The sequence below is a fragment of the Paenibacillus sp. FSL F4-0122 genome, from assembly GCF_038002845.1.
GTDB classification, from domain to species: Bacteria; Bacillota; Bacilli; order Paenibacillales; family Paenibacillaceae; genus Paenibacillus_AQ; species Paenibacillus_AQ odorifer.
In genome coordinates, this window is the sequence record NZ_JBBODI010000001.1 from 2,055,677 (window position 1) to 2,077,128 (window position 21,452).

General features: G+C 45.0%; 15 protein-coding genes. 8 read left to right on the forward strand and 7 right to left on the reverse strand.

What is annotated here, in order from left to right:
• The first annotated feature begins 48 nt into the window (after window positions 1-48).
• The 4 genes from MHH49_RS08680 (at window position 49) to MHH49_RS08695 (ending at window position 5,049) form a co-directional block, all read left to right on the forward strand.
• The gene (locus tag MHH49_RS08680; RefSeq protein ID WP_076101123.1) at window positions 49-1,038 is read left to right on the forward strand and encodes a LacI family DNA-binding transcriptional regulator; all 990 of its coding nucleotides are present in this window, start codon (window positions 49-51) and stop codon (window positions 1,036-1,038) included.
• A 31-nt stretch (window positions 1,039-1,069) separates the two neighbouring features.
• Complete coding sequence (locus tag MHH49_RS08685) at window positions 1,070-2,065, forward strand: N-acetylglucosamine kinase (RefSeq protein ID WP_326046954.1); 996 nt, start codon at window positions 1,070-1,072, stop codon at window positions 2,063-2,065.
• A gap of 6 nt (window positions 2,066-2,071) precedes the next feature.
• Window positions 2,072-3,382 (forward strand): 6-phospho-beta-glucosidase, encoded by a 1,311-nt coding sequence (locus tag MHH49_RS08690; RefSeq protein WP_076101120.1) that lies wholly within the window; start codon window positions 2,072-2,074, stop codon window positions 3,380-3,382.
• Window positions 3,383-3,570: 188 nt separating this feature from the next.
• Window positions 3,571-5,049 carry an alpha/beta hydrolase gene (locus tag MHH49_RS08695; protein ID WP_341138104.1) on the forward strand — a complete coding sequence of 493 codons (1,479 nt, stop codon included), beginning with the start codon at window positions 3,571-3,573 and terminating at the stop codon, window positions 5,047-5,049.
• Here the strand turns inward: MHH49_RS08695 and MHH49_RS08700 are convergent.
• Both MHH49_RS08700 and MHH49_RS08705 read right to left on the reverse strand, forming a co-directional pair.
• The gene (locus MHH49_RS08700) at window positions 5,031-6,005 is read right to left on the reverse strand and encodes a MerR family transcriptional regulator (RefSeq protein WP_256717074.1); all 975 of its coding nucleotides are present in this window, start codon (window positions 6,003-6,005) and stop codon (window positions 5,031-5,033) included. The two genes, MHH49_RS08695 and MHH49_RS08700, sit on opposite strands and share 19 nt — an antisense overlap.
• Window positions 6,006-6,463: 458 nt before the next feature.
• Window positions 6,464-7,804 carry an aminotransferase-like domain-containing protein gene (locus MHH49_RS08705; protein WP_076107303.1) on the reverse strand — a complete coding sequence of 447 codons (1,341 nt, stop codon included), beginning with the start codon at window positions 7,802-7,804 and terminating at the stop codon, window positions 6,464-6,466.
• A gap of 142 nt (window positions 7,805-7,946) precedes the next feature.
• Between MHH49_RS08705 and MHH49_RS08710 the strand changes: the two genes are divergently transcribed.
• Window positions 7,947-8,870 carry a DMT family transporter gene (locus tag MHH49_RS08710; protein ID WP_341138105.1) on the forward strand — a complete coding sequence of 308 codons (924 nt, stop codon included), beginning with the start codon at window positions 7,947-7,949 and terminating at the stop codon, window positions 8,868-8,870.
• Window positions 8,871-8,966: 96 nt separating this feature from the next.
• Here MHH49_RS08710 and MHH49_RS08715 read toward each other — a convergent pair whose 3' ends face one another.
• Window positions 8,967-9,614 carry a hypothetical protein gene (locus MHH49_RS08715; RefSeq protein ID WP_038568178.1) on the reverse strand — a complete coding sequence of 216 codons (648 nt, stop codon included), beginning with the start codon at window positions 9,612-9,614 and terminating at the stop codon, window positions 8,967-8,969.
• Window positions 9,615-9,774: 160 nt separating this feature from the next.
• On the opposite strand from MHH49_RS08715, the gene MHH49_RS08720 reads away from it, so the two are divergent.
• The 3 genes from MHH49_RS08720 (at window position 9,775) to MHH49_RS08730 (ending at window position 13,312) form a co-directional block, all read left to right on the forward strand.
• Entirely contained in the window at window positions 9,775-10,512 is a 738-nt protein-coding gene (locus MHH49_RS08720) for a response regulator transcription factor (RefSeq protein WP_036687211.1), read from the forward strand.
• Entirely contained in the window at window positions 10,490-11,842 is a 1,353-nt protein-coding gene (locus MHH49_RS08725) for a sensor histidine kinase (RefSeq protein WP_076297226.1), read from the forward strand. The genes MHH49_RS08720 and MHH49_RS08725 overlap by 23 nt, the downstream gene beginning before the upstream one ends.
• Window positions 11,843-12,556: 714 nt before the next feature.
• A complete protein-coding gene (locus MHH49_RS08730) occupies window positions 12,557-13,312 on the forward strand; it encodes an SDR family NAD(P)-dependent oxidoreductase (protein WP_038568170.1) in 756 nt (251 codons plus the stop codon).
• A gap of 103 nt (window positions 13,313-13,415) precedes the next feature.
• Here the strand turns inward: MHH49_RS08730 and MHH49_RS08735 are convergent, their stop codons facing one another.
• From MHH49_RS08735 to MHH49_RS08750, 4 genes are all read right to left on the reverse strand, one after another.
• Entirely contained in the window at window positions 13,416-17,735 is a 4,320-nt protein-coding gene (locus MHH49_RS08735) for a glycosyl hydrolase (protein WP_081382604.1), read from the reverse strand.
• 397 nt (window positions 17,736-18,132) lie between these two features.
• Window positions 18,133-18,474, reverse strand: a complete 342-nt coding sequence (locus tag MHH49_RS08740; protein ID WP_076101110.1) for a hypothetical protein — start codon at window positions 18,472-18,474, stop codon at window positions 18,133-18,135.
• Between the two features lie 217 nt (window positions 18,475-18,691).
• Window positions 18,692-19,792, reverse strand: coding sequence for a glycerol dehydrogenase (locus MHH49_RS08745; protein WP_076101108.1), 1,101 nt, complete (start codon window positions 19,790-19,792; stop codon window positions 18,692-18,694).
• A gap of 164 nt (window positions 19,793-19,956) precedes the next feature.
• Window positions 19,957-21,351, reverse strand: a complete 1,395-nt coding sequence (locus MHH49_RS08750) for an MATE family efflux transporter (RefSeq protein WP_076135377.1) — start codon at window positions 21,349-21,351, stop codon at window positions 19,957-19,959.
• Window positions 21,352-21,452 lie beyond the last annotated feature (101 nt).

Here is a 21,452-nt window from a genome sequence, read left to right on the forward strand (position 1 = left end):
TGAAAGTAGAAAACAGGATCGGAAAATCTGCCGTGAGGAGAATTAAAGATGAAAGTGAGTATTTTTGATGTAGCCAAAAAATCCGGATTATCCGTTGTAACCGTATCCCGGGTGTTAAATGGGGCCGAATCGGTGCGTGAGAATAATCGCCAAAAGGTACTGGAGGCAATTAAAGAGCTGGATTACCGCCCTAATGCTGCGGCACGCAGTCTGGCAAGCGGTAAGACGGGAATTATCGGCATTATTGTCACTACCCTGCAAGATTCCTTTTTTGACGCAGTGGTCAAAGAGCTGAATGAAATATTAGCGATGCATGGTTATTTTTTAGCCATATCTATCTCAACAGGCATCGAATCGGATGACAGCCATTATTTAATTCAGGAGGATCGTGTAGACGGTTTAATTCTGCTCTCTCCAATGGAAGAGGACAATTATATTGTGGAGTTAAAACGGCGGGGTATCCCTTATGTGCTGATAGATAATCAGAAGCCCGAAAATGATACCTACTCCATCACGATCGACAACTTCAAGGGGGGATATGCAGCTACGCGTCATCTGCTGGAGCTGGGACATACTTCAATCGCTCATCTCTGCGGTCAGGAAATGTTCCGGAGTACGCGGGAGCGGCGCAGTGGATTCCTACAGGCGCTTCAGGAACAAGGGCTGACCCCCTTTGAGATCGTACCAGGTGATTTCGATATTGGTATGGGATACGATACCTGCAAACGTTGGCTGAAGGAAGGAAAGCTGCCCACCGCCGTATTCGCCGGGGATGACAATATCGCGCTAGGAGTCATCAATGCCCTGATGGAAGCGGGTATTCAGGTACCCGAAGAGGTGGCAGTGGTCGGCTATGACGATCATTATATTGCTTCACAGCTTCATCCACATCTGACAACAATACGTCAGCCTGCGGATAAAATCGGGCTGGCAGCCGCGGATATGCTGCTCAAACGCATCTCTGGAAAGATGAAACGCGGAGCCGGGATGCGGATTGATCCGGAACTTATCGTACGTGAGTCTACCGGAGCTGAGTAGATTAAATTTTATACACTAGGAGTGACGACCATTGACTTACTACTTGGGGATCGATGGGGGAGGCACGAAAACCTATGCTCTGCTAAGCGATGAACATGGCAATGTTCTTGGTAAAGGCAAGAGCGGTAACGGCAACCACCAGACAGGCGCCCTTGAGGCCGCCAACAGTATTCAAGAGGCCACATTCGGGGCACTGGCTGAAGCCGGACTCCGGTTGGAAGACATCCAGCATACCTATCTCGGACTTGCCGGTGCTGATCGCGAGGCCGACTACGCTATTCTCCATCCGATGATACGCCAGATAGGATTCACCAAATACACTATTAACTGTGACACTATGATCGGTCTACGCGCCGGAACGAATCGCCCATATGGTGTCGCGCTCATCTGCGGCACCGGCACCAATTCAGCAGGCAGAAACCTGCAGGGAGAGCATTATCAATGCGGCGGCTTTGACTATATGTACGGTGATTTTGGCGGAGGTGGCGCACTCAATATTGAGGTGTTTCGTTCCGTTATCCGAGCTTGGGACGGCCGGGAACAGCCCACCCTCTTAACAGGCTTACTGCTAAAAATGCTAGGTTATGAGGAAGTTGGGCATATGTTTCACGATTTCCTCGATCATTGGAAAAAAGTCCCTGTAAATGTTGCTCGCCTGCTCTTTGAAGCAGCAGCTGAAGGAGATGCCGTAGCGTTGGAGATTTTACATCGGCAAGGGGTTGAACTAGGTAAGTCTGCGGCAGCTATCATTCACAAGCTAGGCATGGAGCAGGAGACCTTCGATGTGGTGCTGGCAGGAAGTCTGCTAACCCGAGGGGATCGCGGTTGGATTCGCCAGCCTATCGAGAAAGCTGTACATGCTGCAGCCCCTCAGGCAACCGTGGTTACCCTTGCCACAGAGCCTGTAGTCGGTGCAGTATGGTCAGCTATGGATCAAGATGGATTGGCCCTTAGTAGTGAAGTATATGACAAAATGCGGAAATTTCAGGATTATGAATCGATCAAACAAACTACAAGACAGGAGTGATTAATCTTGGCAGCTAACCAAGGATTAAAGATTGCAGTTATCGGTGGAGGTTCTTCGTATACCCCAGAATTAGTAGAGGGATTCATTCTTCACTATAAAGAACTTCCCGTGCGCGAATTATGGCTTGTAGATATTGAGCCTGGTCTTCGCAAGCTGAATATTGTAGGTAATTTGGCAAAACGTATGGTGGAGAAATCCGGCCTTCCGATTGAGGTTCATCTGACAACAGACCGCCGTAAAGCTATCGAAGGCGCCGACTTCGTCAGCACCCAAATGCGTGTCGGCATGCTTGATGCCCGTGCCCGTGATGAGTCGATTCCGCTCAAATATGGCGTTATTGGCCAAGAAACAACAGGTCCTGGGGGAATGATGAAAGCACTGCGCACCATCCCTGTTATTCTGGATGTATGCCGTGATATCGAGGAACTGGCTCCCAACGCATGGCTGCTCAATTTCACTAACCCTGCTGGGATGGTCACCGAAGCCGTTCTGAAATATTCTAAGGTTAAAAGTATTGGCCTGTGCAACGCACCTATCGGCCTGATCAAGCAAGTCTCTGCCAAATATAATGTAGCAGCAGACCGCGTATATGCCGAATTTGTGGGCCTCAACCACTTGCACTGGATTACTCGTATCGATGTTGAAGGTGAAGACAAGCTGGATGATATGCTTGCAGATACAACCAGCTACAGCGCTAAGAACGTACCGGCAAGAGAATGGAACCCGGAATTCCTGCAATCCCTTCATGCACTGCCCTCATACTATTTAAAATATTTCTATATGACCGATGCCATGCTCGAAGAGCAGATGGAATCCCATAAACAAGGCATTAACCGTGCTGAAGTCGTCAAACGTGTAGAAGAAGAGCTCTTCGAGCTTTATGGCAATCTAGAGCTAAGCGAGAAGCCGAAGCAGCTGGAACAGCGCGGCGGTGCTTTTTACTCAGAAGCAGCTGTTAACCTCATGAGATCGCTCCATAACGGATCAAACGACATTCAGACCCTAAATGTCGCTAACCGCGGCATATTGGACTTCCTGCCAGATGACGCCAGCATTGAAGTGAACTGCGTGGTCACCAAAAACGGCCCGCTACCTCTGCCACTGACCAAAATTCCAACCATGGCTAAAGGACTCATTCATGCTGTCAAAACCTATGAACAGCTGGCGATTGACGCCGCTGTAACCGGAGACCGCGCCCTTGCCCTTCAGGCGCTCGCACATCACCCGCTTGTTCCGTCCGTGGACGTAGCGATTCGGATGCTGGACGAAATGCTGGAAGCTAATAAAGAGTTCCTGCCGAACTTTTTTGCGAATTAATTCATACCTCCTATCGAGAAATAACTAAAAGAGACCGAACCCGGTCTCTTTTTTTTCTTGTTATAAATCTTAAATAATCCTCTAAATATAGTGAAGTCACAGTGAGCATTGATTCTCCCCTAACAGGAGGTTTTATACTTGGATTCAGTACAGCAGCCAGAAAAGAAAACCAAGGAGGATTATAGATTATGAGATTACTTGAAATCACACTTGTCTTATTTAATGTATTGTTGTTGGGTTGGCTAACCTTAGGACAGCCCAAAACACAGCGCGGGTGGCTGATCGGCGGCGGGATTTCTACTGCTTTACTGCTTATCCATGCATTCGTGGAAGGGTTGCGGTGGCCGATGATTCCAGTGTATCTGATCACACTATGGGCAAACGTGGGCGGAACAAGACTTTTCTTCCGATCCGCAGCAAAGGCAGCAAGAAAACCGCAACGGCGTTGGAAAACACTAGTGCTGACTGGAGTTGGGGCGGTTTATGCTGCCGTTTCCATTGCTCTGCCCCTCCTGTTCCCTGTATTTTCTTTTGCGGAGCCCACAGGTCCTTACAAGATAGGAACCGTCACCTACCATTGGACCGATTCTGCACGGGAAGAAAAGTTCACGGAAACATCTGGTGACTCCCGCGAATTAATGGTGCAAATCTGGTATCCAGCAAGTTCAGAGGCTCCAGGGAGCCCGGCGCCATATTTATCTGATCCGACTCCGTATGTAGAAGGACTACATGAATTTTTACAATTGCCGGAGTTTTTATTCTCAGGATTAAAACTGGCCAACACCCACGCTATTGCGAATGCCGGTTTGGCAGATACGGAAACTAAATATCCGGTGCTTCTTTTCTCGCATGGATTTATGGGCTACAAGAATCAGAACACCTTTCAAGTCGAGCAATTGGTAAGCCACGGCTATATTGTCGTAGGGATTGAACATGCTTATAGCAGCGTAGCTTCGGTATTTCCAGACAAGTCTGTGGTGAAGTTTGATTCAGAAGGAAAAACAGGCTATGAGCAAATGAAGTATTCTTTTATGGATCGGCGTAATGAAATCTGGGTAGAAGATGCTAAGTATGTGCTGGATCAAATGGAGGCCTTATCTGCGGACGATCCTAGTGGTCTGTTTACAGGCCGGATCGATCTTGAACATATGGGCATGTTCGGTCATTCCTTTGGGGGAGCCACAACGGTGCAGATGCTGATAGAGGATCAAAGAATTCAAGCAGGCATTGATATGGATGGGGTGCTTTACGGTGAAAAGCGGATTCCTGCAGACGGCTTGAAGAAACCTTTTCTGCTCATGAGTGCCGATGACACCTTAAAAGGAGTAGACCAAACCAGCGATGCTGAAATCGCCGCACTAGGGACGGATAGGAAAGAGATTACAGCCTACTATAATGAGCTATTCGCACGGTATGAGCCAGTAACTGCAGGCGGGAACTATTGGCTGACCTTCAAACACAGCAAGCACATGAGCTTCTCAGATCTATATCTGCTTACCCCCTTGTTTGAATGGATAGAAGATATAGATGTGCGCGGAACACATGAGCTGATTAATGAATATACGCTGGATTTTTTTGACCATTATTTAAAAGGACAGCCCTTGCAATATTTGAATAACAACCTGGGAGACCATCCGAAGTATACACTTCAACAAGGTGCGGAATGAGAATTCTCCTGCCCAAGCTTCCATTGTAGCCCTTCCATCAGCAAGGCGTTACCTCTCACAATAACATCCCATTTGGGATTGAGGAGCAAGCATAGTTTATTAAAGCGTTCTATCCGTTCGGTAGGAGCAGTTTGCATCAAATGAGCATATTGGCGGAAAAAGGCGGCTTTATCGCGGAACTGCTCTGGACCTGCATACATCATCACAAAATCTTCAACAATTGCCTGTACAACAGCGCTGTCTGCTGATAGTTTTTGTTGCAAGGCTGCTTCCACCCGAATTCGGATATTCTCCAGCGTCCGAATCCAAACCGCAGCGGGAACGCGGGGATGCCTAACCATATTGAAAAAAGGCAGCTCAAATCGGACAAGCTCCTCCATGTACTGTGTATCGTTCATAAGTGCTTGCAGTTCGTTCCAAGCTACGGTTTGTCCGGCTGTCACTTTGACTTCATTCATAATATATTTATTGAACAAATATAAAAAGGTATCCCGCCATTCGGACGGCAATTGACCGAGCGGCTGTATTTCTTCTATTTTACTGGAGATGAACCGGGTTCGCTTATCAGCATTCATGGACAAAGAATCAACCAGCTCATTCATGTAATCCATGGAATCACCTGTTGAGACATGCTCTTGGGCTTGGCGCAGAATCGAAATCATATTGGTCAGCGTACTGACCTGGGTCTCCAAAGCTTCAATCTGCCAGTTGAGTGCTGTAGTGAGCTGGATTTCTCCAGCGATAACTTGGCGAATCTCGTCAATGCCGAAATCCAAATAACGTAACGTTGTGATCAGCCGCAGGCGGGAAATATCTTCAGGAGTATATAAACGGTGTCCGCCTTCGCTGTGGCTGGATGGTTTCAATAGATCGATATCGTCATAATAACGAACGGTTTTAATAGTTGTGCCCAGCAGCTTAGCCACCTCGCCGATGGTTTTCGTATCTTTACGCAAGTGATCACCCTTTTTGATGGAATCATACGATGTTGGAATGGATTGTACCGAAAGGAACGACAACTTTCAATTTGCTTGTTGCTGATACTCGCTACCCAAGCAAAGATGGATAAAGCATCTTGGTAATTTGCACTTAGCCAATTCGATATCGGACACAGCTGACCTTAAAAGCGGCTTTTTCCCACTTTTAGAGTGCTATCGGACCCCATAGCCGTTGTTAGCGTGAACACCACTCAATATGACCACTTTCTACTTGAATAGCGGCGCTGGGGTCCGAAACTCTGCTCCAAAGGCTAAAAAATAGCAAATAACGTCATCTGGGTCCGCATGACTCGGCGGAAGATTGCACCAGAAAATGTGTTCGGATATTTATAGAGAAACCAGGGATTACTGACCTTTTATTATAGATGGCTCCCAGCATTTCCACCATTATTATCCACTGATTTATCGCTGCGCCCTCAGCGTATTTCTTGCATTACCTGTTCAATGCCAGAGCGAATATCCGGCTCTTTTACACTGGATACATTAAGCTTTAGAATCTTCTCTTTATTAAAAGAGGGCAAATAACCGCTGTCCGCCATTTCGATGCGAATGAACTTTTTTTGCAGACGTTTGATCATCTGTTCTGTCTTTACGCTGTCACCAAGCTTCAGATACGTATGCACGCCAAGCTGGCCGGTTGGATGGTAAGAATAATGCTGTGCTGTTGCTGTATCTAACTCTCTCATAATCGATTCATGGAGCAGCGTGGATCTTTTTTCGTAGCAGGAACGCATCTTTTTTCGGTGGCGCTCGAACATTCCGCTTTTCAGATACAACTCCAGGGCAGCCTGAGACAGCATAGAGCTATCTATATCCATCAGTCTTTTGAATCGGTTAAAAGAGTCACACAGGACCTCTGGCAGTACAGCGACACCGACACGCAGGCCCGGAAAAATAATTTTGGAAAAGCTTTTCAAATAGATCACATGGGAAGCATCGTCATAAGCGTAGATCGGATCCTCTTTTGCATCCTGCTCCAAGTCCGCCATGTAGTCATCCTCAACGATGTACACATCGTATTTAGCTGCTAGCTGAGCAATCGCCTTCTTCTGGGTACGGGTATAGGAGACGCCAAGCGGATTATGAAATCGCGGGACGGTATAAAAGAACTTGAACTGGCCTGTCTTAAATAACCGCTCTAATTCATTCAAGTCAACCCCAGCGTCCGAACGCTTTATCCCCTCTGTCTCAATGCCATACGTCTTCAGATATTCCATAAACAACGGGTAACCCGGCTGCTCAATCAGCACTCGCTGCCTGCCATTCGGAAAAGGAATTCGGGTCAATACGCCAAGCGCCTGCTGCACACCTGAGGTAATAAAAATCTGATCCGGATTAGCAAATACCTGATAAGAAGCCAGATGGCGCTGCATTTCACGAATAAGAGAAGGAAGCCCCTGCGGCGTTCCATAGATGAACAAGTCATTGCGGTACATATCAATCGCTTTATTAATACAATGTTGGAAATCCAGATACGGAAAAATATCCGGGTCGGGTGCAGACACCGTAAAATCGATCCAATGTGCACCTTCGTCTTTTCGCTGTCCGCTTCGTTTCATGACATAATAACCACTTTTTGAGGCGGCATAGATTAAATGTTTGTCCTGAAGATCCTGCAACGCGCGAATAACCGTACTTTTACTACATCCATAACGTAAGGACAACTCCCGGATAGACGGTAATTTATCCCCCTCACGATACGTATCCTCGGCGATTTGCAATTCCAGCTCGTTGATTAACTCCGAATACTTATACATCCCTTTCACCTTCCTCCAAGCTTATTCTGTACCGGTACAGATAAATAATAATTACATTGTAGCACAGCTACTCTAGCCTTAGAATAAAGAGCAGAACAGGACCGGTACCTAAATGCGCGCAACACTTTGGAGGTCTTTACTAATGAATACATCTTCTACTCAAAAAGCGATAGCAGCAGCTGTCTTGAATGCTATTATTGTCGGGTTTTCCTTTATATTTGTAAAAATGGCCCTAACCGTCTCGGATCCTTTTGATACGCTAGCTCATCGCTTCACGTTATCTTTCCTTGCCGCTTCTTTATTTACTTTTCCAGGGTGGGGGCGGGTGAAGTTTGGAATATCCAAGGCCGCAGTGATCATCCCACTGGCTTTAATGTATCCAGCGTTGTATTTCACCCTTCAAGCGTATGGACTTCTGTATACAACCTCCGCTGTAGCGGGTATTATTCAGGCAACAATGCCCATCTTCACCATCTTTTTGGCGGCGATGTTCTTGAAGGAAACCACGAGCAGCTTCCAAAAGATCTCTACATTAATCTCAGTTGCAGGCATTATTCTTATCTTTGCCATTCCAGGTTTGAGTATCTCTTCTTCTAGTCTTTGGGGCGTCTTGCTCATCCTAATCTCAGCTTTATCCCTTGCCGGTTATAATGTTGCGGCTCGGAAGCTGACACGTACCTGGAGTCCCAAAGAACTTACCTATATGATTACTTTGTTCGGATTTATATTTTTTAATGGACTGGCGATCATTAAGCATGGTTCGGCAGGAACCTTGGATCAGTATTTCACACCTTTTCAAGAGCCCAAATTTATATTCTCCATGCTCTATCTCGGCGTACTCTCCTCCCTCGTGACCTCCTTCCTCTCCAACTATGCTTTATCACGGATGGAGGCTTCACGCGTGAGCATTTTCGGCAGTCTTTCAACAGTTGTCTCTATTCTCGGTGGTGTACTTCTGCTGAATGAGCAACTGGAATGGTACCATTGGACTGGTACAGTGATGATCATCGCCGGGGTGATCGGTGTGAACTGGCGGAAGCAAGTAAAGGCCAAAGGCAAAGCGTGAAGATTGATATGCATACAAAAAAGACACCCCGCGAGGTGTCTTTTATCTTTACCCTTTTCAGTATCTCTATTCTGTATCAAGCCTCGCTAATCACCGTTATTTGGCTGTTTCAAGCTCCTTGATCTTCTCTTTATATTGGTCCAACAGATTAGCTAAAGCTTCCTTGATCACAGTCGCATCTTTGGATTTAACGGCACTATTCAGATCATCTTGAGCTTTGAAAAAAGCTTTATCCGCGTCGCTAAGATCTGGAATGGAAATAGCAATTGAAGTCGCATCTACAGCTTTAATTGAAGTAGTGATATTGCTATCTACCTGCATATCATCGACTACAGGTACTACTTCAAGGTTACGACCAGCTTCGATATATCCCGCAGGTAGAGCTTCGGTGGATAGTATTTCTTTTGATAATTGAACTCCCTCCACCAGTTCCGCAGGCACAAGCTCGGCAAGTGCGGTTACACTAAATCCAGCAACCTTATAATACTGATCCAAGGTGTTCTTCCAGTCTTCTTGGGTATTAGGTGCGTAGGTCTTAGCCAACTCCAGGGGATCTACCCAATCAATAGTGGTTACTTTAGTGGCAATTGTTCCTTTAGAGGCAGCAGTAACCACGGCTGCGGCCGTTGTTTTCGTGTTTCCGTCTTGTGCTCCACTTGCTGCGTTCGTTGCAGACGGTGCAGCAACGGCGGACACTAGCAGGGTGGACAGCGCTAACTTTTTAAATAACATCTGTTGATTCATAAATACAACACTCCTCGTCGATTCGAATGATCTTACAAGACCAAGCTTACAAAATGGGTGTGGCAGAACATTGGTTAATTTGTGGAAAAACGATGGCAGCCGCCCCTACCCACCTCTGGATTGATATACTTGTGGGAGAATAATTTGGAGGTAACCCGAAATGAATAATCCATACCTCATTGCCGTAGTCGACGATGATGAACATATACGCAATCTTGTTGAAGCTTATTTACAAAAAGAAAATTACCACACCATCGGCCTTGGCAGCGCTGAGGAAGCATGGACCTTGTGGCAGACAAGCCCCCCGGATATGTGGGTACTCGATGTTATGCTCCCCGGCATGGATGGTTATGAGTTCTGTAAAAGGATTCGTAACGAAGCCGAAGTACCGATCATTATGATCTCCGCAAGAGATAATGAAGTGGATAAAATATTAGGATTGGAGCTTGGCAGTGACGATTATCTAGTCAAGCCGTTCAGTCCTCGTGAGTTAGTCGCCCGGATCAAACGTCAGCTTCAACGCTGGTACAAAATGAGTAATCAGGCCGAAAAATTGAACAGTCAGGCCACTTCCACCCGTCTTGAAATTGACCAGCTTCTACTATTGCCGGAAGAAAGACGTGTATTCTGGTGTGGTGAAGAGGTGGACTTGACCAGCAAGGAATTCACCATGCTAAAAGTATTCGCTGATGCCCCTAACCGGGCATTTACAAGAGATGAGCTGCTGAGCTATGTGTGGGGAGACGACTATTTTGGAAGTGATCGCGCCGTGGATCATCTAATTAAACGGATGCGCAAAAAACTGGAGCATTTGCCCATTGAGGCAGTATGGGGACACGGATACCGCATGAGAACAGATGGGGGTGAGCATACGAATGAAACTAGCACATCAGATTAATTTAGCCTTTAGTATTGCATTGGTATTGCTACTATCTATTACTGCTGTCGTGATCCATTTTGTACTGCTCAACCATTTTGTCGGAACACAAAAAGAGGATTTAAGAACCATTGGTGCGGCGATGTCAGCTACATTGACTGAAGAAAGTAAATACATCGGGGAGATTGGCACTCAGCTGGAAGCTCTGCCCGTGACCATACCTTCTCTAAGCACTGCAGGCGTCGAAGCCATTCTTAGCGATGAAACAGGAAAAGTCTTGTCCACATCATCAGAGATGAGTTCAATTGCAATAAACTACGATGCCAAGAGTGTCACAGGCCAAGCCACTGAGCTCCAGAACATTTGGAATGGAACAGATACACGGTATATTACTGAAGTGAAGGCTACACCTATAGGCACGCTAACTTTACTAACCCCTATGAGCGCAGTCACTGCTATTGAACAAGCTTTGCTCAAAAGACTGCTGATCGTTTTCAGTGCAGCGGGAGCATTTATGTTCCTATTTGGCCTATTTATCACCAAGAAGCTGATTCAACCTCTAATGAGGCTGCAACAAGAACTCCGCAAAGTCAAAGAACGCCACTTCTCAGATGTTAAATTAATTAAGGCAGGAGGGGAACTTGGCTCTGTCGCACAATCGGTATATGACATGGCAGATGAATTGAACCGTTTTAACCATGTGCAGAAACAATTTTTCCAGAATGCGTCTCATGAATTAAAAACCCCCTTAATGTCCATTTCCGGCTATGCTGAAGGAATCAAGGATGGAGTTTTTGAAGGTGAGAATGTAGTAAAAGGGCTAGACATTATCATGAGCGAAAGCAGCCGCTTGAAGAAGCTCGTGTCCGAAATGACTTTACTTGCGAAGCTGGACAGCGAGGAAGATATATTCAAGCCTACGGATATTTGTTTAAAAGATCTACTTACAGAAACCATCGAAAGAATGAACCCTCTATTGATGAAAAAAGAATTAACCCTCCATATCTCCCACGATCATCAAGATTCTCTTACGATTCGTGCGGATAGAGATAAGCTGCTACAGGCGCTTCTTAATGTAGTATCGAATGCCACACGTTACGCTAACCAACATATCTATATCCATGTTTCGGTCAAGGAGGGCCGGGCCCTGTTATCCGTAAGTGACGATGGTCCTGGAATTTCGGACGATCTGCTCCCCTATCTCTTCCATCGGTTTGTAAAAGGAAAAGACGGAGAATCCGGACTTGGACTGGCTATTTCCCGCGCAATCATCGAGCGTTGTGGAGGTCAGATCAGCGCAGGCAACCGCAGAAATGGCGGTGCGGTCATCTCGATGGGGTTTCCCTTATAATTATTCGTAAGAGGCTGTCTCAAAAGTAGTGAACTCTACTTGGGGGCAGCTTCTTTTTTATGGAATGGAATTGAAAAGAAAAGTAATGGATTTTACTGTGCCATATGACACCACGCGTAGTGTTCTATAATATTGGGTTGGGCGGTGGGCGTAGGCAGTGGGCGGTGGGCGACTTGCTAGGTGTGATTTTCGTACGGCTTGCGGTAGGGTTTAAACTAATTAGGGAAAAACTCCCTGAAAATAACCGGTATTCGCTCTAAATGAACGAAATCAGGGAATTCTTCCCTAATAATTAGGGGGATTTCTTAATTAGTTACTAAATCGGCCGAAAATCAGGTAAGTTTTCCCTAATTATAAGTCTGATGAACAGAAATCTCTGAATTTCAGGGAGAAATTCCCTAATTACTCTATAAATACTTCACTTATTGCATCACTTGCAGCATCACTTGGTGCGACACATGAATCATCAATTGCTCATCACTTGGTGCGCCGCTTAATTCAATCGCTCAACATCTACATAAGAGCCGGAATAGGCCTCATCAGCTGCTGAAACATTCATCATCACCCTCTATATTCATCTTGGTAAATGATGCCGTTTCTACTTCATGGTAAATATAGCTACTATTTTGGGTAATATATAGTCGAAGTAACAATTACACCTTACCTCTGATAAGAGTTAAATACTACATTTTTTCACAAAAAGGAGATCACAACATGAGCAGACTTGCAGGAAAAGTAGCTATTATTACTGGTGGAGCAGGCGGTATTGGTAAAGGGATGGCCCTGGCTTTTGTTAAAGAAGGCGCTAAGGTAGCTATTATTGACCTCAATGAAGAAACCGGCAAAGAAACAATTAAAGAATTACAAGAATATCAACCTGAATCTATCTTTATTCAAGCGAACCTCAAGGAACACGATAAAATAGCTCACCTTGTTAAACAAGTAGCTGATAAATTCGGAAAAATAGATATTTTAGTAAACAATGCCCACGCATCCAGAATGAAATCTATCGAAGAAACTACACAGGCTGATTTCGATTTATCTTTTGATACAGGCTTCTATCCAACCTTCTATTTCATGCAAGCAGCACTACCCTATTTAAAAGAAACTCAAGGTAAAATTATTAACTTTGCATCGGGTGCTGGCCTCAACGGTGATACCAATCAAGGAACATATGCTGCTGCAAAAGAAGCCATCCGTGGAATTACCCGGGTAGCCGCTAATGAATTTGGTCCATTTGGAATCAACGTAAACATCATTGCTCCAATTGCTAATTCCCCTGGCATGATTGAATGGGCAGAAGCAAACCCTGAGTATTACCAAAACATGATTTCAAAAATTCCTTTGAGAAGATTGGGTGAACTGGAAAGTGATATTGGTCGTGTTGCGGTATTCCTAGCGAGTGAAGATTCCGATTATATTACGGGCCAGACTATCATGGTAGATGGCGGATCTATTAAGCTTCGTTAATTTCAAGCAGATTCTCGTAGACCTTAAAATGAATAAATTTGATGCTAAATAAATAAGCCGGAAGTGAACATCGTGAAATGTTCGCTTCCGGCTTTACTACTTTCTATTTAATCGTGATTTCATCCACATATACGGTAGCACTACCTAGAGGATCAGTTGCTGTGGTCATGACTTGTACGCCAATCGCTTGGGTCAAATTACGATCTGCTACCTTGCTGATATCCAGTGTTAGTGTAGTAAATCCATTGGCATCTACTGGTGCAGCCGTAGAAGCAGTCCATGTTCCCCAGCTTGAGCCACTTTGGGTAAACAGCTGAGCCATTACACCGCTAACATCGCTTGCATCAATAGGTACAACCTTGATTTTAAGCGTAATTGTTGATGCATTCGCTAAGTTGGTAACCACCATACGACGCAGCTGGAATTGCCCTCCATTTAATGTTAAGTCCGCTTGCATCGAGTGAGTTCCCTCAGCATACACAGCATTGCTCACCGATAGATTCTGAGCCAGTGCTGTATTATATTTATTATTTTCATCCACATTGATGCTGAAGCCTTGCAGTGTATTGTCCTCGAAGCCATAGACGACAGCTTCAGGTGCGGTACCATTCTTCAGGGTCCGAACATCATCCAGATACAACGTAGAAGTTCCCGTACCGCTGAATCCCTCGAGCTTGATACCTATGGCTTTTACACTATTAAGATCAGCAATACCTGCCAAGTTGAGTGAAACCGTAGTAAATCCGCTCGAATCTACTTTCACAGCTCCACTGTCAGCCCAAGACCAGGTCGATCCCGTCTTAATATACAAACGTGCATCCGCTGTTCCGTTCGACAGTTTAATTTGTGCGCTTAATTTATCTACCGCGCTCAGATCCAGACTGCCATTTTTGCTGAGCTCAAAAGCTCCACCTGAATCGAGTGAGAACAAGGAGCTTAACGAATGAGTTCCTTCAGCAGCCTCATCAGTCGAGATCACTGCCGCGGTTGCACTGGCATTATTCTGCTCTACTGTCCAGTCCTGAGTATCTTTTTCGAAGCCATACAACAGCTTCGCCTGTTCTGGCGTGCTGCCAGGACCTTCGCCCCCGTTAGGGACGCCACCCGTTCCATCATTAAACGCTGTAATATCGTCAAAGTACAGCGTACCAGACGTACTTGCTACTGTGTCCTTTTTATTTACGTAGATAGACACTGCCCGAATGTCCTTAAGGTTCTCTTTAGTGATTACTTTACCGGCATTTCCTGTATCCCATGGCGCTGGAGCGAACTGGCTGAATGGAATTTCCACCATGCCAGGTGTCGTACCTGCCAGTGAAGGATAAGCTTCAAAAGAGATGCCACTTGCATTGACCTGAATAACAAGCTTGTGGTCGCTGCCATCAGGTGCAATCCAGAGCTTTAATTTGTTGGCGTCCGACCAGTCGGCATTATTCATGTTTTTGGTACGACCTGTATAACCTTGACCATCCACATTATAATCGAACCTCAGGCCATACTTGCCATCATTTTTATGGTTCGCATCAAGTGAGATCGTATTTAGATCGCCCGCAGGACTTAATGCCGCACGAAGTAATTCATCATTCCCTTTGTAATTCTCAAAAGTATCTACAATCAATGGGTCCCCAATGCCCTGCACGTCACTTACAAAGATTTGGATCGTTTGTGAAAGTACAGAACCATCCTTTGCATAGGACTTAACAGTAAGCATCACGCCTGATTCGTCGAAGGCTACACCTGGTGTCCAATCTGCCAAGTAATAGAAACCTTCTGTGTCAGCTGCCATACTGTACTCTGTTGTGTCATCCCCAATCAGATAGGTTACTTTATCCACGTCTTGATTTAACACACGAACACGAAGGGTCGATGCTTTTGTCGTGGGCACTGTTTGGTTTGCCGTTGGTGAGACAATGTGTAAAAAAGGTTGCTCGGCTTCTGTAGTTACCTGTTTCGAATAAGCATCCGCAACAGCCACCTCATGGCTGAAGCTTGTATACGGATCATTATAATAGTCCACAAAATCAGGGAGCAGTTCATGATCCCCTAGTCCGTTTGGAGCATTTCTATAAGGGACAAAGATAGAATCTGTATTGAAATTCGCCCAAGTCTGCATGTAGGCCATCCGTTTAGCATCCGGATCAGACTGCAGTGCAGAGATTAGCTTGGTAAAGAACTTCAGGTCCTTCGTGCCGGTTGGCTTCACACCCGAATAACCGAACTCAGTAAATGCTGCAATTTTCCCCTTATCATCCGCCAGCTTCGAGATCAGCTTAGCATCCTTCACGACTGAATCAAACCACCCCTCAGTTGTTCCGTCATAATAATTATCGAAGCCAAGGATATCGACATAGTCATCTCCCGGATACGTCTCAAGGAAGGTCGCATCTGTGCCGTTAAACGGACTTCCCGGTGAGAACGCATACAAGAAGTTATGCACATCTTTTTTGTCCCGTAAATATTCAACGGTATAACGATAAATTTCAGCATACTGCTCCTTCGTACGGTAAGGCGCACCCCACCAGAACCAGCCACCATTTTGCTCGTGGAATGGACGGAAAATGACCGGAATAGCTTTACCATTATCATCTTTTAAGTTATTCGCAAAGTCCGCAATCATATCCAGGAATGCATTAAATTCTGCATGCTTGTCACCACCGGGTAATATATGCGTAAGCACATTCCCTTTGGTGTCATAAAAGTCCTTTCCTGTGACGAAGTTCGGCATATGTGAGCTTAATGTAAGCACGCCGCCTTTTTCATAAGCAGATTTCATCACGCCGATTAATTTATCACGATTCTCCAGCTTGGTTGCGCCTAGATCGCCTGGTTTCTCAAAACCTTCAAGACTAAGCGTATCCCAGCCGAACAGGCCCGGAAGGTCGCCTACTGCATTCTCGACCTCAGACTGCGTTCCGTCCTTTTCAGTAATAGAAAGTCCTTCTGTAGTAGCATGCTGATGTCCAAACAAGATCTCACTGCCGCGGATATCCTGTAAGTAGGCGAATAGTGATTTAGTCTCACTACTTGCATCAACATCCGCTAAATTCTCGATACGTCCCACAGGACCCGTCGGGTCGGTCGGTGTCGGTGTTGCTGTTGGTGTTGCTGTTGGTGTTGCCGTTGGTGTCGGTGTTTCCGTTGCTGTTGGTGTTGCTGTCGCTGTAGGTGCCGCGGTTGGATTAGTCGGGCCTGCCGGCGTTGTTGATGAACCCGATGCCGAGCTAGGCGCTGGGGTAGCCGTTGCTACAGGACCTTGATTGCCTTTGATAATGACAATTGTGCCAGGAGCAATGGGCTTACCGTTCAACGTTACTCCTGTTGCTTTAACGTCCGCTTTTGCAATGTCGCCCTGACCGGAAAGGGTGGTTCCAGTCGCTTTATCAGCAACGTTTAGATTTGCAATCGATGCGCCTTCACCTAGGATCAGTCCCACAGTTCTATTTAGAATTCCCGTGGTGATCATCGTCCCAATTCCAAACTCCAGCCTTGCTAGACTATCTACCGTTAGCTGAGAGATTTGGGTTGTACCACTCGTGAGGACACGAACCTCACCCTCTTTACGATTTATATTTACTTTGCCTAATGAGCTATTCTTAATAAGAATGGAGTTTACCCCGCCACCTGCAATAAATGTGGTGCCCGTAACCTTAATGCCCTCAAGGGTCACTTCGCCGTTACCGATCCCAGCGGTTAGATACAGGTTTCCGTTTATCGTTGCATTTTTTAACACAACACCATCCTGATTAACGACTACATTTCCAGAAACTATTCCTCCTTCAAAGCTCCCAGATTGCGAGTAATAACTCTTCACTATTTTATTAATTAACGTTATAACTTCGGCACGGGTGATCCTTCCAAGCGGCTTAAAGGTTCCATCCTCATACCCTGTAATCAAACCTGAGAGCGCATGAACTGCATCCTTAGCATAAGCCTGAATCTGAGCGGAATCACTAAATTCACTCATTGATAAAGCGCTTTCAGTAGCTTGGAGAGTAAATATCCGAGCCAACATCGTCACCGCATCCTGACGCGTTATATAATCAGTAGCTTGTGCTTTATTCTCTGAGTAGCCTTCATAATACCCAGCATATCGTGCCAACGAAAGCTGATCTGCATACCAATCGTTTGCTTTTACATCGGAAAAAGATTGATCTGACTTCATATAGAAACCGAATACCTTATTCAAGATCGTAGCAAACTCAGCTCTTGTAATTCCTTCATTGGGATGAAAAGAACCATCCTGATACCCGTTTAAAACGCCATTTTCTACCCACTTCGCAATATTTTGTTGTGCCCAGTGACCCTTTGTATCACCGAATCCAACAGTGGATGGTGCTGCTGCTGCAGAAATTACAGATGGGAAAGGAGACATTATCATTGCACAGGCAAGTATACCCCCCAGCCACTTTTTCGCTTTTTTCATTCCTAATTCTCCTTCGAAAATAAATGGATTTGATAATAAGAATAGCCAACCAGCTGTTATGAACCCAATAACTATCTGTCCTTATAGAAGACAATTACAGACCTACTCGCTAACTATTCACCTCCACATTTTCAACTTTGTTATTGATAACAAACACTAACAAAAACTTCTTATTTCGTTACATATTCCGGTATATGCAAGATTATAGCGGTTACATTGGCATAAAACAATCAAAATATTGCCTTTTGTTATAATTATTTTATCTTTTACGTTAGCACATATGTTAGTTATTCCGAAAATAAATAACAAAATTCAATTTAATATAACAAAAATAGACACCCCGCAGGAGTGCCTCCCAATAATCATATAGATGAAATCCAATTCATTTATCATTTTTTTATTGGTGGCATGGAAATACAGATGTACCTTCCCGCACCTCTTTCGTCAGATCGTCCATAGTGACAAGATTACGTGTAGTTCCGAGAACGATAATGACATAATACGATTGCCCACGTGAATCCTCCAGCACTACCTGATAACCCGACCCTCCAAATAAGGGTTTGCAAACCGTTGCAACTCTCAGCGACGCACTTTCCGTGTACTCTTTGCGCACATAATCCATCCCAAGACTTCCTGCTTCCCGCTTGTTCTGACACTCCGAGCTTCCGTGAATTACTGCTATTATCGCTCCAATAATTATGATAATAAGGATTAGATAACCCAATTGGTTTTTTCTCATCTTTCCTTCCTCCTTATTACATAGAGTACAATTGGCACAGCGCGGGGCGATTAGCAATAATCTCGTTTCTGTAGGCACCCTATCCCGCGATTAAGTGCCGAAGCCAATAGCTATATGCAAAATTTTACCACTACAGTACTTCAAAAGCTTACCCTATATAAAAACAAAAGGCACCCCCAAGGGTGCCTTCATTATCACTGCATATTAGTTGTGCTAGTTATTTATAAGACTCTGCCAGCGAGTTCGCTACCACTATCGCATTGTACACATCTTCCGGAGTAACCGGGAACGGCATATTGCCCATTGTGTCTCCTTCTGCACAAGCAGCTTCAGCAACTTGGCGCCATTCGGATTCGATAAATTCCGTACACCCCAGATCGGCGAGGGTTAGCGGAAGATCTACATCCTTGATAAGCTTAATGACAGTTTCCAGCTCCTCATTTGAGGCATTTTCCAGTACTAGCTGAGCTAAAAGACCAAACGTAACCTTTTCACCATGCTGAGCTTTGTGTAGTGAAGGAACGGCTGTCATCCCATTATGGATAGCATGCGCGGCAGCCAGACCACCAGATTCAGCACCCACACCACTTAGATAAATTGTCGCTTCAATAGTTTCCTCCACCGCGCGTGTATAGAGCTTCTGATCAACCGCACGTTTTGCTTTTACCGCATTCTTAAGTAGAGCTTCATAACAAAGTCTTGATATACCTAGACCCGTTGTAGAAGGTTTCATGAGTACGAGATTGTCGCCATTAGAGGCATAACAGGCACGGGCTTCAAAATAAGTAGCCAGTGCATCGCCAATTCCAGCTGCGAAAAAACGGGAAGGCGCTGAAGCTAAAATCGCTGTATCTGCCAAGACTACATCCGGATTACTTGGGAGAAACAAGTATTGATCAAATGAACCATCTTTATTATAAATGACAGCCAGCGCTGTACATGGTGCATCAGTAGATGCAATCGTCGGAAAAATAACTACAGGCAGCTTCTCATAATACGCAGTAGCTTTTGCGGTGTCCAGTGTTTTACCTCCGCCGATACCAACGATGATATTCGCCCCAGCTTTACGGGCAAGTTCCCGATTACGATTAATCTCTTCCTGAGTACATTCATAATTGAATTTTTCAAAAGTAGCCTTATTCCCCGCACCTTCGATGGAACTTCCCGCCTCTTTCTTAGCACGTTCCAAAATGAACTCATCACAGATCACATAGGCATGATCGCCAAACGCCTTAATATACTCATTCAGATCTGAAAGTAAGTTATGGCCGGAGATAAATTTCTTTGGTGAAGTAACGGATCTAACGAAATGTGACATTGTGCAAGACTCCTTGTTGTGTGTTTTAGTAAGCATAAAGACGCAATTCCTACATATTATTACCCCGCTACCCAAGAAATACTCAAGCTGCATTCTCCAAAGGCACTCATCAGAGCATGCAAAAAAGACACCCCTCAGGGTGTCCTTTGATTTTTTTATATCTATTATATAACACGATGCTGAACCCATTTCTTGCCCATAAATCGCCGCAGGAAAATCAAACCTCTGATCCCCCACTCACAATTCATCGCCAGCCAAACGCCGAGTATACCAAAGTTCAGAACAATACCTAAGATGTATCCGAGCACTACACGGAACAGCCACATCGTAAGCATCGAAACCATGGAGGTAAACTTGGAATCCCCTGCTGCTCTAAGCGCCGAAGGTGTAATAAAGCTTATGGACCATAACGGAATTTGCGCAATCGTATTGATGAGCACAATCAGGAAGATATCTCCCACAATCTCAGCAGGAGGATGGAACATCGACACTAACGGATTGAAAAACGGCATAATCAGCAAACCCATCACCACCAGAGAAAGAGAAGAGGTGACAAGGAAGGATTTAATGAATTTTCGAGCATCCTTAACATTATTACTTCCCATACATTGTCCAACCACTGTAATAATCGTCAAGGACAACGCATTCCCGGGGATTTGCATAATCCCTGCAAAGGAGGAGGCAATCGCATTAGTCGCAAGTGCATACGTACCCAGACTAACGATAAAGATCTGAGTCAGAATTTTACCACCATTAAAGAACATCTGCTCCGCCGCAAACGGCATCCCGATGAACATTATTTTTTTCAGCATAGACAGCTTAACCGCTACAAGATCGCGAATACGGATATGCAGATCGTTGTCCAATCGGAATAGATAATAAAGTGCGCAAAACGCCCCCAGGTATCTAGCTATATTTATAGAAATGGTCATCCCCAGAACACCCATATGTAACAGGTTAATAAAGACGAGATTCAATAAGACATAAGTTAAATTCATAATTAGCGAAAGCACAAGCGAGGCCCTCGTTCTACCAATTCCACGAAGAGCACCACATACCGCCTCCACAACAGCTATACCAAGATAAGAGATACAGCTCCCAATCAAATATATTCGGGCGTTCTCCATAACCTCTGGTGAGGCCGCTCCAAATAGTAAATTTAACAGCGGATTGTGAAAAAGAATTCCGAACATCCCAATAGCAAATGCCATCAGCGAAACAGATGACGTAGCACCTGCCGTAGCTTTTGACACCATGAGGTCATTGCCGCTCCCTTTATACTGCGCAACAACAACCGTCCCACCTGTTGAGACGGCAATAAACACACTAATGAGAAAAATATTAAGAGAATCTATCATATTGACCGCACTGATAGCTGCCACACCAGACGAGCTTATCATAGCTGTATTCACTAGATTAAGACCCACCACAAAGGCCTGATCCACTAGGATAGGGATGAATAAAGCAATCATCTGACGATAATCTATCGATTCACCAGAGAAATACTTTTCCAGAAACCGCACACTTTGCTTCGTATTTACACCTACATTAGGCTCCATCTTTGCTTCACTTCTTTTACATAGAGTTTGTCAAATTGAATTATGCGTATAAATAGAAAAAGGCTCTTCAGGTTGAAGAGCGATTCAAAAGTATTGCCTGT